The organism is Jatrophihabitans sp. YIM 134969 (assembly GCF_054456675.1).
This window is the reverse complement of the sequence record NZ_JBTJEQ010000074.1, coordinates 1-14,603: the sequence shown is the minus strand read 5'-3', so window position 1 is coordinate 14,603 and position 14,603 is coordinate 1. Positions and strand designations below refer to the sequence as shown.

Sequence of the window (14,603 nt, the reverse complement as noted above, 5' to 3'; positions counted from 1 at the left end):
CCCGCCGTGGCCCCGAGGCCGCCGTTCGCGGCGGGGCCGCCCTTGCCGCCGGAGGTCGCGCCCCCGATGCCGCCGGGAGCGGTCACACCCTCGTCGGTGCTGAAGCCGCCACCGCCGCCGCCACCGACGGCGAGGAGCAGGCCGTCGGAGCCGAACAGGAACGAGCCGCCACCGCCACCGCCGACCGAGCCGGCCGGATCGTCCACGGAGCCCGCGTTGCTGCCGGCCCCGCCGCCGCCGTAGCCGCCGGGGGCCGGGGTGGTGGACTCGGGGGAGCCGTCGCCGCCCTTGCTGCCGACGACGAGCGTGAGCACCTCACCCGGCGACACGGGGACGATCGCGCTGAGCAGTCCGCCCGCGCCACCCTCGGCACCCTCGGTCAGCCCGTTGCCGCCCGCGGCGCCACCCATGGCGACGGCGAGGTTCGACACGCCCGCGGGAACCGTGAAGGTCTGGGCGCCGCCGCTGTAGTCGAACAGCGCGGTGCAGACGTTGCCGTCGGGGTCACAGACCGGGGCGGCCGCGGTGGCGGGCGAGGCGAGGGGGAGGGCGAGCAGGGTGAGACCCGCGGCTGCGGGCAGGGCGAGGTGGCGCAGGCGCATCGGCGCGACTCCTGGGGAGGTTGTGGGCAGACATCTGCCCGAGAAGAGGTGTGCGGACCTTATGAGAGGTCTGAGCCGCGACGCAAGTGCCGTCCTGACACGATCTTGACGCGCCGGGGTGGCAACCGGTTGCCGTCGCGACCCCGGTCCCAGACCCGGGTCCCAGCCCGATCCGGGCCCCGATCCGGGCCCGGTGCAGGCTCAGTCCGAGCCGCCCCCGCCGCCGCCGTCGGACCCGCCGCCGCCGTCCGATCCACCCCCGCCGTCGGACCCGCCCCCGAACCAGCCGCCGCCGTCGCCCCCGCTGTCGTGGCTGCCGCCGTGGTGACCGTGGTGACCCGAGCCGCCGCCGAACGCGCCGCCGTCGTAGGTGGTGCTGCTGGTGTTCCAGTCCGGGCCGTCACCGTCGCCGTCGCCACGCTTGCGGCGGGTCGCGAACAGCAACACCAGCCCGAGGACGACCAGCACCGCGGCGATCACGATGAAGATCCCGACGTTGTTCACCCCGGTCCTCGCCAACTCGGTGGCGGCGGGGACGAGCGGAGCGGCCGAGGCGGACATGCCGCGGACCCTAGGGGGTCCGGCGTCACCGCGAAACCGCCGAGCGACCCCCCGGTACCCTCGTGACGTCCTGTGGTGGTCCGGTGGAGGGGAACTCGGCGTGGCGCTCGTCGTGCAGAAGTACGGCGGCTCGTCCGTCGCCGACGCCGAGCGGATCAAGCGGGTCGCCGAGCGCATCGTCGACCGCCGCCGCCGCGGTGACGACGTCGTCGTGGCGGTGTCGGCCATGGGCGACACCACCGACGAGCTCATCGAGCTCGCCGAGCAGATCGTCCCCGTGCCCGGCGGGCGCGAGATGGACATGCTGCTCACCGCCGGCGAGCGGATCTCGATGGCGCTGCTCGCCATGGCCGTGAACTCCCTGGGCTACACGGCGCAGTCGTTCACCGGGTCGCAGGCCGGTGTCATCACCACGCCGCAGCACGGTCGGGCCCGGATCATGGAGGTCACGCCCGGCCGGATCGAGGAGAGCTACCGCGCCGGCAACGTCGCGATCGTCGCCGGGTTCCAGGGTTTCTCCCGCGAGACCCGCGACATCACCACGCTGGGTCGCGGCGGGTCCGACACCACGGCCGTCGCGCTCGCCGCGGCGCTCAAGGCCGACGTCTGCGAGATCTACACCGACGTCGACGGCGTCTACACCGCCGACCCGCGCATCGTGCCGAACGCCCGTCGCCTCGACACCGTCTCCTACGAGGAGATGATGGAGCTCGCCGCGAGCGGCGCCAAGATCCTGCACCTGCGCTCGGTCGAGTACGGCCGCCGCTTCGACGTCCCGATCCACGTCCGGTCGTCGTTCTCGAACCAGCCCGGAACCACAGTGCAAGGCTCGATGGAGGACATCCCCGTGGAAGACGCGATCATCACCGGCGTGGCGCACGACCGCTCCGAGGCCAAGGTGACGGTCGTCGGCGTGCCCGACCAGCCGGGTGTCGCCGCCGCGTTGTTCACGGCGATCGCCGAGGCCGACATCAACCTCGACATGATCGTGCAGAACATCTCCACCGGCTCGACCGGCCGCACCGACGTCTCGTTCACCCTGCCGAAGTCCGACGGCGGCACCGCCGTGCAGGTGATCAGTCGCCTGAAGGACAAGCTCGGCTTCGCCGACGTCCTGTTCGACGACCACGTCGGCAAGCTGTCGCTGGTCGGCGCGGGCATGCGCTCGCACCCGGGTGTGTCGGCCAAGTTCTTCGCCGCGCTCGCCGGCGCCGGCGTGAACATGGAGATGATCTCGACCTCGGAGATCCGGATCTCGGTCATCACCCGCGACACCGACCTCGACACCGCGGTCCGCGCCCTGCACGACGCCTTCGAGCTCGGCGCCGACGAAGAGGCCGTCGTCTACGGCGGGACGGGCCGATGAGCGGGCCGGTCGTCGCGGTCGTCGGCGCCACCGGGCAGGTCGGCGGCGTCATGCGGCAGTTGCTGCTCGACCGCGCCTTCCCCTTCTCCCAGGTGCGGTTCTTCGCGTCGGCGCGGTCCGCGGGCTCCACGCTGGAGTTCGGCGGCGAGTCGATCGTCGTCGAGGACACCGCCACCGCCTCGCTCGAGGGCATCGACATCGCGCTGTTCTCCGCCGGTGGCTCGACCTCGAAGGAGTTCGCGCCGCGGTTCGCCGAGGCCGGTGCCACCGTCATCGACAACTCGTCGGCGTGGCGCATGGATCCCGACGTCCCGCTCGTCGTCTCCGAGGTCAACCCGGAAGCGTTGCAGCGTGCACCGAAGGGGATCGTCGCCAACCCGAACTGCACCACCATGGCCGCGATGCCGGTGCTGCGACCGTTGCACGCTGCAGCAGGCTTGCGCCGGTTGGTCGTGTCGTCGTACCAGGCCGTGTCCGGGTCCGGGCTCGCCGGCGTCGAGGAACTCGCGGGTCAGGTCGCGGCCGTCGGCCCCGACGGCCCGGCGCTGACCTACTCCGGTGACGCCGTGTCGATGCCGGCGCCGAAGAAGTACGTCGCGCCCATCGCGTTCAACGTCCTGCCGATGGCGGGTTCGGTCGTCGACGACGGCTCGTTCGAGACCGACGAGGAACAGAAGCTGCGCAACGAGTCGCGCAAGATCCTCGGCATCCCCGAGCTCCTGGTCTCCGGCACCTGCGTGCGCGTGCCGGTCTACACCGGCCACTCGCTGTCGATCAACGCCGAGTTCGACCGGCCGATCTCCGTCGCCGAGGCCACCGACCTGCTCCGCGACGCCCCCGGCGTCACCCTGACCGACGTCCCCACGCCCCTCGCCGCCGCCGGCCACGACGACTCCCTCGTCGGCCGCATCCGGCAGGACGAAGGCGTCGACGGCGGCCGCGGCCTCGCCCTGTTCGTCGCCGGCGACAACCTGCGCAAGGGCGCCGCCCTCAACGCCGTCCAGCTCGCCGAACTCCTCCTGCGCTGACCCCGACCCGATCGCAGGGATCGGGTGGTCACTCGCCTATCGGAGCGCTCCAGGGCTGGAGTTCGATCTCGCGGATCGCGCGGCGGCGGTTGCGGCCGGAGAGCAGGTCGACGTAGAGGCGGCCCTGGAGGTGGTCGGTCTCGTGGAGCAGGCAGCGGGCGAAGAAGCCGCTGCCGGTCACCTCGACCGGCTCGCCGTGGCGGTCGACGCCGCGCACGGTGGCGACGTGGGGTCGTTCGAGTTCGAAGAACGGCCCGGGCACCGAGAGGCACCCCTCGTCCTGCTCCTCGAGCTCCTCCGACACCGAGACCACGACCGGGTTCACGACGTGGCCGACGAAGCGCTCGCCGGTGTCGTCGGGGCAGTCGTAGACGAACACGGCGCGGTCGTCGCCGACCTGCGGCGCGGCGAGACCGACCCCGTGGGCGACGTACATGGTGGCGAACATGTCGTCGACGAAGTCCGCGAGCTCGTCGTCGAACACCGTGACCTCGCGGGCCACGCGGTGCAGGACGGGCGTGCCGATCACAGTCACCGGTCGCGGGGCGCCGCGGCCCTCGCGCGGGCCGCCGGGGTACGACGACGCCGGGCGGGGCGGTGGGACGTCGTCGGGGAGGTCGTCGGGGGCGAGGTCAGGTGTCGGGTCGGTGACGTCGTCGCCGGACACGTCGGAGTCGCTCACAGCACCGCAGCGTAACCCGGGGTATACGTAACTCCCGATGCCTACCACCGTGACCGCCGACGTCATCGCCGAACTCCACGACGACCCCCGCCGGTGCGCCGAGATCGCGCGGCTGACGTACATCGAGACCGACCACGCCGCCGGGTGGGGTCGCACCCGGGCCGGCAAGGGGTGGCGCTACACCGACACCCGCGGGAAGACCCTCACCTCCGACGCCACCAAGGAACGGCTGGCGGCGCTGGCGATCCCACCCGCGTGGAAGGACGTCTGGATCTGTCCCGACCCCGACGGCCACATCCTCGCCACCGGCCACGACGAACGCGGGCGCAAGCAGTACATCTACCACCCACGGTGGCGCGAACTGCGCGACATCCTCAACTTCTACCGGCTGTTGGTCTTCACCGGCCACCTCGGCGCGATCCGCGAGCACGTCACCCGGCAGTTGCGCCGGCGGACCCTCGACCGCGACCAGGTCCTGGCCGTCATGATCGCGGTGCTGGACGCCAGCTACATCCGCATCGGCAACGAGGTCTACGCCGAGGAGAACCACAGCTTCGGGCTGTCGACGCTCACCGATGCCCACGTCCGGGTCCACGGCGACAAGTCCGACTGGAAGTTCCCCGCGAAGTCCGGGAAGTTCTGGGACGTCACCATCACCGACGCCCGCATCGCGCGCAAGATGCAACGGTTGCTCGACGCCGTCGAGCCCGGGCACCGGCTGTTCGCCGTCGACGGTCACTCGGTCGACTCCGAGGACGTCAACGAGGTCCTGCGGTCGGTCACCGGGGAACACCTGACGGCGAAGGACTTCCGGACGTGGGGAGGGACGCTCGCCGCCTTCACCTACCTGCGCGACCACCTCGACTCCACCCGGCCGACGAAGAAGATCGTCAACGAGGCGCTCGACGAAGCCGCCCACGAACTCGGCAACACCCGCAGCGTCGCGAAGGCCCACTACGTCCACCCCGACGTCGTCGCCGCCTTCGCGCACGAACGGTTCCGGACCTACCTCGACGAGTCGAACGCCAAGCCCAACAAGTACCTCGACCCGACCGAGCGGCAGCTCACCGGATTCCTCGAGGTCCTGCTCGACGCCGAGTTCGCGGCGCTGCAGAACCGCGACACCGGCGTGTGACACCCGCGCGCAACGAAGGGGTGTGACACTCCGCGCGTGTCCATCGTGGTCTGCGGCCTCGACGACGTCGCCCTGCGTGTCGTCGAGCAGTTGCAGGCCGCCGGCGAGCGCGTCGTCGTGGTCGACGACGAGTTCGACCCGCGCCACGGACGCATCCTCGAGGCCCTCGGCGTGCCGTTGCTGCAGGGCAGCGCCCGGCGCCGGAACGTGCTGGTCGAGGCCGGGCTCGACGCCGCCGAAGCCGTCGTGTGCGCCGACGGCGACGACCTGGTCAACCTCGAGGTCGCCCTGCTGGTCCACGAGCAGTGGCCCGGGGTCCGCCTCGCGGTCGCGCTGACCAACGCCGCGGTCGGGCGTGCGCTGGTCGAGGTCATCCCCAACGCCACCGTGCTCGACGTGCCGTCGCTGGCCGCCCCGAGCTTCGTCGAGGCCTGCCTGCGGGCGACGACCCACACCGTCGACCTCGACGGCACCCGTTTCGAGGTCCAGCAGCACCGCGCCCGCCACGACGGCACGTTGCGGGCCGAGTTCGGTGATCTCGCCCCCGTGGCGGTCGTCGACCGTGACGGCGGGGTCGTCGCGTGTCCCGGCCGCGACCACCGCGTGCGCGCCGGCGACATCGTCTCCACCATCGGCCCGGCCGCGGTCGCCACGGACGGTCTGCGCGAGGTGTCCGCCGCGGTGCAACGGTCGCGGGCGGCGGCCTGGCGGCGGGCACTGGCCTGGCCGCGGTTGCTCTGGGAGGGCAGCGACCGCCCGTTGCGCTACTCGCTGCTCGGCATCCTGGTCGTCGAACTGGTCTCGGTGATCGTCCTGATGACCAGCTACCGCGAGCAGGGCCGCGGGATGGGCGCGGTCGACGCCGTCTACTTCACGACCGAGACCATCACCGGCGTCGGGTTCGGCGACTTCTCGTTCTCCGAGCAGCACCTGTGGCTGCGGTTGTGGGCGATCGCGCTCATGCTGGTCGGCGCCGCGACGGTCACGCTGGTGTACGCGTTCCTCACCAACGTGCTGATCAGCCGTCGGATCGCGGAGTCGCAGGGCCGACGGACCGTGACCGGCATGACCGGTCACGTCGTGGTCATCGGGCTCGGCGCGGTCGGGTCGACGGTCGTCGCCGGGCTGCGGGCCGCCGGTCGCGACGTCGTCGTCCTCGACCGCGACGACCAGAACCGGTTCCTCGGCCGGATCCGCGAGTGGAAGGTGCCGGTCGTCATCGGCGACTCCACGCTCGAGCAGGGGTTGCGCGCGGCGAACGTCGAACACGCCCGCGCGGTCGCCGTCGTCACCAGCAACGACCTCGCCAACATCGAGACCGGCCTGGCCGTCTCGGCGATCAACCCCGATCTGCCGGTCGTGCTGCGGGTGTTCGACCGGCAACTCGCCGCGACGGTCTCGACCGCGTTCGGCTTCTCGCTGACCCGGTCGACCGCGGCGCTGGCCGCACCCTGGTTCGTCGGCGCGGCGCTCGGGTTGCGCGTGCGGGGCACGTTCTACGTGGCGCAGCAGCCGTTCCTGGTGGCGCGCCTGGACATCGGTGCCACGGGAGCGCTCGTCGGTCACACCATGGGCGAGTTGGGCGCGCGCATCCGGGTCGTCGCGATCAAGCGCGCCGGCGACGCCGAGCTCGAGCTGACGCCTCGCCGGGAGGCCGGATTCGCCGCGGGTGACGAGGCTTTCGTCGTCGGGCCGTACGAGGAACTCATCGCGGTGCTGCGCCGGAACCGCATGTCGGCGTCGGCCTGACCACAGCGGGACGACGGCGGGATGACGCCGCAACGCGATCGGACGAAAGGCGCAACGGGGCGGAAACCGACGCGCGGTGTGCTGGGGACGCCCCCGGACGGAGACACCGCCGGGGCGACGAGGAGGACCCCACCGGTGCCAGTCAGCCCCGCCGATCTCACCGACGAGCAGATCGACGCCCACGTCAGCGCGCGCCTGGTCGTCGCCGGGATCGACATCGACCTGTTCCCCACCACCCCCGACCCGACGACCGGTGCGCCCACGCGCGACGCCGTCTTCGCGTCGCTGCGCGCGTTCGTCCGTAGCACGCCGGCCGCGTTCAACACCTGGCGTCCGGTCGCGCCGGGCGCGTCCGGCCAGGACGCCGTGATCTACAGCCAGGACCTCTACCCGCCGCTCGAGTACCCCTCGATCACCGAGGCCTGGACCGACCGGGTGAGCGCGCCGTGACCGCCCGCGAGGTCAACCGTCGGGCCTTCCTCGCGCGGACGGCGGCCGTCGCCGCCGGGGGAGCCGCGGCCGCGGTCGTGCCGGCCGTCGCCACGGGCGCGAGCCCCGCCGCCGCTGCTCCCGCGCCGAAAGCCCTCAAGATCCCCAACGTCACCGTGCGTCCGGCCGCGCAGCGCGACCCCACCGAGGCCACGATCGCCGAGGCCGTCACCCTCATCCGCCGCGGCAAGCTGACGTCGACCGAGCTCACCTACGCGCTGCTCAACCGCGTCTGGAAGTACGAGCCGACCTACCTCGCCTTCAACGCGATCGAGGGCGACGCCGCGATCGCCGCCGCGAAGGTCCAGGACCGCAGCCGCACCGGTGTGCTCGGTGGGATCCCGTTGTGCATCAAGGACAACTACTACACCAAGGGCATCACGACGACGGCCAACTCGTTCATCTACGAGCAGTTCGTGCCGACGTACGACGCGACCTCGGTGGCCCGGCTCAAGGCCGCCGGCGGGATCGTCCTCGGCAAGGGTCAGATGGGTCCGCTCGCCACGACGCGCGCGACCCTGCCCAACGGCGTGGTGACGACGGTGAACGCCTGGACGCCCGCCGATCCCACGGTCGACCCGGGTGGTTCCTCGACCGGCCCGGCGTGCTCGGTGGCCGGCCGGATGGCGGTGTCGTCGATCGGCACCCAGACCGGGGGTAGCATCGTGCTGCCGTCGAACCAGCAGAACCTCACCGGCCTCAAGCCGACGATGGGCCGCACGTCGATCCACGGCGTCATCCCGTTGTCGTACACCCGCGACCACTCCGGGCCGCTGGCCCGCGACGCGATGGACGCCGCGATCATGCTCGCGATCATGGCGGGCCCCGACCCGGCCGACGTCCGCACGCTCGGACTGCCCGCGCCGGCCGACTACATCACCTCGGCCACGCCGGTGCGCAACAAGAGGGGCAACGTCGTCGTCCGTCGGCCCACCCGCGTCGGCGTGCCCGCGGACTTCGTCGCGAGCACGGTGCCGGCCGACGTCCTCTCACTGCGGCAGGCGTTCCTCTCGACGCTGTCGAACATCCCGGGCATCACGCTCGTCGACGTCGCCTACCCCGACGACTGGAACCTGCTCACCGGCACGTTCAACAGCGCGCGGCTCTCGGAGCGGACCGAGGAGATGTTGCCGTTCCTGCAACAGGATCCGAAGCTGCTGGGTGTCTCGTCGTTGTCGTGGCTGCAGGGGCTGTTCCTGTCCGGCGACGAATGGGTGACAGCGCAACGGTCCAAGCACTACCTGCTGCGGCTGATCCTCGACGGCATCTTCGCGTCGTGCGACGTCGTGCTGCAGACCAACGTCGTGCCGTTCGACATCACCGGCCTGCCCGAACTGGGGCTGCCGATCGGGTTCCACGCCGTCGGCGTCAACCCCAAGGTGCCGGTCGGCACGATCCTCGGCGGCCAGCCGTACGAGGAGGACCGACTGCTCGAGGTGGCGGCGGCGTACCAGGCCGTGACGAGCTGGCACACCGAACGCCCGGCCGACCCGGCCACGGCGGCGACGCCCAAGGTCGGTGCGAGCACGTCCTCGAAGACGGCCGCGGCCGCAGCGGCGACGCCCCAGGCCCGCGGGAAGCTCGTGCGGCTCAGTGCGACGCAGGCGCTGGAGCAGTCGGCCTGATCGGTCTGGTCGGCTCGGTCGGTCAGTCCGTCGGTCGGTCGGTCAGTCGTCGGCGAGCGCGAACGCGGGCGGGTAGACCACCCGCCCGCGTGGCGCGCCGTCGGCGACGCCGTCCAGCAGGTGGAGCTGGGCGGCGTCCGGTGGCGCCCAGTCGGGGAGGTCGAACCTCACGCCGTGGTCGGGCGCGAACACGAACCCGAGCCGGCCGTAGAACGTCGGGCTGCCCTCGAGCGTGACCAGCCGCGGCAGGTCGGTGCGCTGGCGTGCGGCGTCGAGCACCGCTTGCACCAGCGCCGACCCGATGCCCTCGCGTTCGTGGCCCGGGTCGACGGCGAGCGGTGACAGCGTGAGGACGTCGTGGCGGGTGCCGTCGTCGTCCTCGAGTGCGGCGTGGCTGATCATGACGAACCCGACGACGTCGTCACCCTTGCGCGCGACGAACGCCAGACCGGGCTCGTACTCCGGCGACGTGCGGATCGCCGCCACCATGTCGCCCACACTCGGGTGCTCGTGGAACGCCCGCCGCACCACGGTGTCTACCGCCAACGCGTCGTCGTCACGCTCGGGTTCGACGATGACGGGGTCCACCCGGCGAAGCCTACGGACGGCAGGCCCCGGGGGCCTGGGTGGAGATCTGGTCGGGGTGGCGGGATTCGAACCCACGGCCTCTTCGTCCCGAACGAAGCGCGCTACCAAGCTGCGCCACACCCCGGCGCTGCTGCCGCAGACCCAGGGGCCAGCGGGCAACCGCGCCAGCATACCGACACCCGTCGCGCCCGTTACCGCGGGTGCATCCGGCTCGACCCACCTCGACGTGGCGCCCGGAGGGGACCGGCGACAGAAGTCCGGCTTCCGGTTCCCGGACGGGGTGTCTCGACGACCAGAAAGCGGAGTTCTGTCCACCGGGGGCCTCCGGCCGTCACACCGCGACGGCGAGACGACCACGCGTCAGGGGGCGGGGCGGGGGACGAGCGTGAGGAGCGAGGCCTCGGGGCGGCAGGCGAAGCGGATCGGGGTGAAGGGGTTGGTGCCCAGGCCCGCGCAGATGTGGAACCACATGTGGTCGTCCCAGCGGTGCAGCCAGCGGGCGCGCCGGCGGTCGATGCCGCAGTTTGTGACCAGCGCCGGGCCGAACGGGATGCGCAGCTGGCCGCCGTGGGTGTGGCCGGCGAGCACCAGGTCGTAGCCGTCGGCGGCGAAGCGGCGCAACAGCCACGGTTCGGGGGAGTGCATGACGCCGAGACGGACGTCCGCGGTGGGGTCGGCGGGCCCGGCGATCCGGCCGTACCGCGCCCGGCGCAGGTGGGGGTCGTCGAGCCCGGCCAGGGCCACCGCCCGGCCGTCGGCGGTGACGACGGTCCGACGGTGGGTGAGGTCCAGCCAGCCCTGGTCGACCATCGCGGCGGCGAGCGGCGCCCACGGCATGCGGGCGCCGGTGGAGCGGCGGGGCTTCGAGGACAGGTAGGACGCCCAGTGCGGCTGGCTGGGTTCGTAGTAGTCGTTGTTGCCCGGCACGAAGACGGCCGGGAACGCCGCGAGCGGTTCGAGGGCCCGCAGGACGGTCGACTGGGCGTCGACCGCTGCGATGGTGTCGCCGGTGTTGACGACCAGGTGCGGGTCGAGCGCCGCCAGGCCGTTGATCCACGCGGCCTTGCGGTCGTCGTCGGCGCGGACGTGCAGGTCCGACACGTGCAGGACCCGCAGCGGCGCGCTGCCGGGTTCGAGGACGGGGACGTCGAACCGGCGCACGGTGTAGGCGCCGGCCTCCCAGCGGGCGTAGCCCAGACCGGCGGCGCCGGATCCCGCGAGAGCTGCCGCGCCCAGCGCGAGACGGCCCACGGGATGCACGGAAAAGACTCTACGGGGGCACTACCGTCGCATCCGTGAGCACCAAGGAGACGTTGCAGTCCGACCTCAACACCGCCATGAAGGCGCGCGACGAGGTCACCCTCGCCACGCTGCGCATGGCGCTGACGGCGGTCACCACCGAGGAGGTGGCGGGGTCGGAGCACCGGGAACTGTCCGACGACGACGTCCTCACCGTGCTCACCCGGGAGGCCAAGAAGCGCCGGGAGGCCGCGGAGGCCTTCGACGCCGCCGGCCGCACCGAACTGGCCGAGCGCGAACGCGCCGAGGGCGAGGTGCTGGCGCGCTACCTGCCGCAGCAGCTCACCGACGAGGAGATCGCCACGCTCGTGCGCCAGGCGGTCACCGAGACCGGCGCCGACTCGCCGCGCCAGATGGGCCTGGTCATGAAGGCGCTGCAGTCCGAGGTCCGCGGGCGCGCCGACGGCAAGAAGGTCAGCGACGCCGTGCGGGCCGCGCTGAGCTGAACGCGGACGACCGCCGGCCCGTGCGGGCCGGCGGTCGCCGTCGGAGCAGGTCAGGTTGGGTCAGCGACCGCCCGGCCGCCCGCCGTCGCCGACGGTCGTCCCGCCACCGTTGCCCGGCGCGTTGCCGTTGCCCGGCGCGTTGCCGTTGCCCGGTGCGGGGGCGTTCCCGCCGCCGTTGCCCGGCGTGGTCCCGCCGCCGCCGTTGCCGTTGCCACCGCCGCCGAAGCCGCCCCCGCCGAAGCCGCCACCGCTGAAGCCGCCGGTCGGTGCCTTGCCGTTGCTCACGCAGGTGCTGATGGTGCTGCCCGGCGTGGCGCGCTTGGGGTTGTAGCCGATGAGCGTGCCCGCCGACTGCCGGCTGCCGCAGGTGTAGGGGAGGATGTTCGCCTTGAACCCGGCGCCGGCGAGGATCGCCGTGGCCTCGGCGGGCGTCTTGCCCGTGATCGACGGGACGTCGTTGCCGGGGGTGTCCTCGGGCGCCGGCCACGTCCACGGGTTGGCCTGGAGCGTCGGGCCGTAGGCCTTGAGCCAGTAGGCACCGGCGGCGGCACCGAAGGCGTCGTTGGCGGCGTAGCCGTCGAAGTACCCCGGCAGGCCCGTGATGGTGGAGTTCGGCGACTTGAAGTTGAACACCGCCGCCGACGACACCAGGGTCGGGGTCAGCCCGACGAACCAGATCGCCGAGTTCTGTCCGTTGTCCAAGCCGTCGTCGCCGGTGGCGTTGTTGGTGCCGGTCTTCGAGGCCACGATGCTGCCGCCGTTGCCGTACCAGCCGTTGGCGCTGAACACGCCGTACGCCGTACCGCCCTGGGTGTCGGTGTCGCGCGAGAGCATCTGGACCACCTCGCGGGCGACCTGCGGCGCGACCCGCTGGACGCACCCGGGCTTCTTCAGGGTGGCGGTGATGTCCTTGCCGGTCTGGTCCTTCACCGAGGTGATCGGGCTGGGCGGGCAGTACCGGCCGTCGTTCGCGACCGTCGCGTACGCCCCGGCGAGCTGGAGCGGGCTGGTGCCCTCCTGGCCGAGGGTGAAGGTCGCGACCTGCTCGAGTCCGCCGCTCTTGGTCTTGTCGGCGAGGGCGTCCATGCCGAGGCTGACCGCGGTGTCGGCGATCGGGCGGGTGTAGCAGTCGAAGAGCATGTCCTCCATGCCGACGAAGTAGGTGTTCGACGACTCGTAGAGGGCCTTCTCGAGCGGCAGCGTCGGCGCGTAGCTGCCCGCGTTGCGGGCGACGTACGTCTTCTCCACGCCGTTCTCGTAGTACTTCGGGCAGTTCTTCGTCGTGTACGGCGCCCCGGCGGTCAGGGTGTAGGTCGGGTCGACGCCCGCGGCCATCGCCGTCAGCGTCGTGAAGTACTTGTACGTCGAACCCGCGCCCGCGGCGGCGGTCGTGAACAACGGCACCGAGGTCTGGTTCGGGTCGTTCGGCGCGTTGGCGTCGTTCGGGTTGGTGTAGTGCCGCGACGTGATCATGGTAGTGACGTTGCCGTTGCGCGGGTCCACCGACGGCATGACCAGGGAACTCGCCGAGTCCGGGCGGAACGCGCCACCGCGGTTGGAGGAGTCGCCCTCCCACACCGCCTGCTGACCCGAGGTCTGCAGCGCGGCGTCCAGCGTGGTGACGATGTTGAGCCCGGCGCGCAGCAGGATGTCCTCGGAGATGCCGTGGCTCTCGAGGTACTGCTGGGCGTAGTCGCAGAAGAAGCCGGCGTTGAGCACGCCCGCGTACGAGCAGCCCATCTTCACCGGCGGGGCGACCTTCGCGCCCAGGTTGAGCCCGGTCTTCTTGGCGTTGGCCGCGTACTCCTTGGTGATGTGGCCCGCGGCCACCATGTTGTCCAGCACCACGTTGCGTCGGGCCAGCGCGGCCTTGCCGTCGTCCTGGAACGGGTCGTACTGCGACGGCGCCTGGACCAGGCCGACGAGCATGGCGGCCTGCGGCAGCGTGATCTTGTTCAGCGGCTTGTTGAAGTAGGTCTGCGACGCCGACTGCACGCCGTAGGAGTTCTGGCCGAAGAACGCGATGTTGAAGTAGTTCTGCAGGATCAGGTCCTTCGCGGCCTTCTCGGACCCGAGCTTCGCGGTGTCCTGCTTCTCGAGGTCCAGCGCGCACTTGGCGTCCTGGATCTTGCGGTCGACGGTCTGGTCGATCGCGGACTCCCGCTCGGCGTCACTGGTGGCGTTGTAGTACCGCAGCTGCTTGACGTACTGCATGGTCAGCGTCGACCCGCCCTGGGTGTCGCCGCTCTCGCTGTTGGCGACGGCCGCACGCAGCAGACCGCGGGCGTCGACGCCGTGGTGCTCGTAGAAGCGGCGGTCCTCGGTGTCGATGAGCGCCTGCTGCATCTGGATCGGGATCTGCTTGAGGGTGACCGGCGCCCGGTTCTGCGCGAAGAACTGCGCGAGGACGGTCTTGCCGTCGCTGGCGTAGAGCGTCGTCTTCGTGCTGGGCGAGCTCTCCTGCAGCGTGCAGTCGGTGTCCAGGAACCGGTCGGCCTCGGCCTTGCCGGTCAGACCGACACCGCCGATGACGGGAACGAGGACGCCGGCGGACAACACGCCGGTCACGAGCAGCACGCCGAGCAACTTGACCAGCGTGACGCCGCGATTCGGACGGTTCGGGTGGGTCACGGGACGCCAGGGTACGGGGTCCCGGCCACTCGAGCGTGTGCTTCGCAGCGCCCTCGCAGGGCCCCGGAGCTGGCTGTGGACCGCCCGTGGAGGGCCGCGGCGGACTCGGGGAACGCCGGGTCAGGCGCCGTCGACGAGCAGGTCACCGACCCGGCGCAGGCTCTCCAGGTCGTGGACGTCGGTGGCGAGGGCCGGCACGACGGCCATCGGGGTGTCGGGGTGGGCGGCGGCGAACCGGCGCATCATCCGGGCGTCGTGCGCGGCGAGCGTCGCCGCCTCCGACTGGATCCGCAGGGCCGGGGCGGCGAGGGCCCGGCCGCGGTCCGTCGGCTCCCGCGCGGGCTTCGCGCCGGCTGCCGCGTCGGCCGCCTTCTTCGCCGGCCGGCGCCGGGGACGGGGGGC

At 72.0% G+C, this 14,603-nt stretch carries 13 protein-coding genes, 1 tRNA gene and 1 pseudogene; 7 read left to right on the top strand and 8 right to left on the bottom strand.

Annotation, left to right across the window (positions count from 1 at the left end):
- Together ACXR2U_RS22890 and ACXR2U_RS22885 are read right to left on the bottom strand one after the other, a co-directional pair.
- A partial coding sequence (locus ACXR2U_RS22890; RefSeq protein ID WP_458827405.1) for a glycine-rich protein occupies positions 1-602 on the bottom strand: 602 nt, incomplete at its 3' end.
- A gap of 201 nt (positions 603-803) precedes the next feature.
- Positions 804-1,163, bottom strand: a complete 360-nt coding sequence (locus ACXR2U_RS22885; RefSeq protein ID WP_458827404.1) for an LPXTG cell wall anchor domain-containing protein — start codon at positions 1,161-1,163, stop codon at positions 804-806.
- 100 nt (positions 1,164-1,263) lie between these two features.
- On the opposite strand from ACXR2U_RS22885, the gene ACXR2U_RS22880 reads away from it, so the two are divergent.
- Positions 1,264-2,529 (top strand): aspartate kinase, encoded by a 1,266-nt coding sequence (locus ACXR2U_RS22880; protein ID WP_458827403.1) that lies wholly within the window; start codon positions 1,264-1,266, stop codon positions 2,527-2,529.
- The gene (locus tag ACXR2U_RS22875) at positions 2,526-3,557 is read left to right on the top strand and encodes an aspartate-semialdehyde dehydrogenase (RefSeq protein ID WP_458827402.1); all 1,032 of its coding nucleotides are present in this window, start codon (positions 2,526-2,528) and stop codon (positions 3,555-3,557) included. The genes ACXR2U_RS22880 and ACXR2U_RS22875 overlap by 4 nt, the downstream gene beginning before the upstream one ends.
- A gap of 28 nt (positions 3,558-3,585) precedes the next feature.
- On the opposite strand, the gene def is transcribed toward ACXR2U_RS22875, so the two are convergent.
- Complete coding sequence (gene def, locus ACXR2U_RS22870; protein ID WP_458827401.1) at positions 3,586-4,239, bottom strand: peptide deformylase; 654 nt, start codon at positions 4,237-4,239, stop codon at positions 3,586-3,588.
- Between the two features lie 37 nt (positions 4,240-4,276).
- Between def and ACXR2U_RS22865 the strand changes: the two genes are divergently transcribed.
- The 4 genes from ACXR2U_RS22865 to ACXR2U_RS22850 all read left to right on the top strand — a co-directional run bounded on the left by ACXR2U_RS22865 (position 4,277) and on the right by ACXR2U_RS22850 (position 9,237).
- Positions 4,277-5,374 carry a DNA topoisomerase IB gene (locus ACXR2U_RS22865; protein ID WP_458827400.1) on the top strand — a complete coding sequence of 366 codons (1,098 nt, stop codon included), beginning with the start codon at positions 4,277-4,279 and terminating at the stop codon, positions 5,372-5,374.
- 36 nt (positions 5,375-5,410) lie between these two features.
- Positions 5,411-7,123: an NAD-binding protein gene (locus ACXR2U_RS22860; protein ID WP_458827399.1), complete on the top strand. Its 1,713-nt coding sequence runs from the start codon at positions 5,411-5,413 to the stop codon at positions 7,121-7,123.
- Between the two features lie 135 nt (positions 7,124-7,258).
- Positions 7,259-7,573 carry a hypothetical protein gene (locus ACXR2U_RS22855; protein WP_458827398.1) on the top strand — a complete coding sequence of 105 codons (315 nt, stop codon included), beginning with the start codon at positions 7,259-7,261 and terminating at the stop codon, positions 7,571-7,573.
- Positions 7,570-9,237, top strand: coding sequence for an amidase (locus ACXR2U_RS22850; RefSeq protein ID WP_458827397.1), 1,668 nt, complete (start codon positions 7,570-7,572; stop codon positions 9,235-9,237). Before ACXR2U_RS22855 ends, ACXR2U_RS22850 begins: the two co-directional genes overlap by 4 nt.
- Positions 9,238-9,279: 42 nt before the next feature.
- Here the strand turns inward: ACXR2U_RS22850 and ACXR2U_RS22845 are convergent, their stop codons facing one another.
- The 3 genes from ACXR2U_RS22845 to ACXR2U_RS22835 all read right to left on the bottom strand — a co-directional run bounded on the left by ACXR2U_RS22845 (position 9,280) and on the right by ACXR2U_RS22835 (position 11,085).
- Complete coding sequence (locus ACXR2U_RS22845) at positions 9,280-9,825, bottom strand: GNAT family N-acetyltransferase (RefSeq protein WP_458827396.1); 546 nt, start codon at positions 9,823-9,825, stop codon at positions 9,280-9,282.
- 47 nt (positions 9,826-9,872) lie between these two features.
- A tRNA-Pro gene (locus ACXR2U_RS22840) sits at positions 9,873-9,949 on the bottom strand.
- 236 nt (positions 9,950-10,185) lie between these two features.
- A complete protein-coding gene (locus tag ACXR2U_RS22835; RefSeq protein ID WP_458827395.1) occupies positions 10,186-11,085 on the bottom strand; it encodes a metallophosphoesterase in 900 nt (299 codons plus the stop codon).
- Positions 11,086-11,120: 35 nt separating this feature from the next.
- On the opposite strand from ACXR2U_RS22835, the gene ACXR2U_RS22830 reads away from it, so the two are divergent.
- The gene (locus tag ACXR2U_RS22830) at positions 11,121-11,570 is read left to right on the top strand and encodes a GatB/YqeY domain-containing protein (protein WP_458827394.1); all 450 of its coding nucleotides are present in this window, start codon (positions 11,121-11,123) and stop codon (positions 11,568-11,570) included.
- A gap of 60 nt (positions 11,571-11,630) precedes the next feature.
- Here the strand turns inward: ACXR2U_RS22830 and ACXR2U_RS22825 are convergent, their stop codons facing one another.
- Together ACXR2U_RS22825 and ACXR2U_RS22820 are read right to left on the bottom strand one after the other, a co-directional pair.
- Positions 11,631-14,201 (bottom strand): transglycosylase domain-containing protein, encoded by a 2,571-nt coding sequence (locus tag ACXR2U_RS22825; protein WP_458827393.1) that lies wholly within the window; start codon positions 14,199-14,201, stop codon positions 11,631-11,633.
- Between the two features lie 120 nt (positions 14,202-14,321).
- A pseudogene (locus ACXR2U_RS22820) lies at positions 14,322-14,603 on the bottom strand (ArsA family ATPase); the annotation flags it as partial.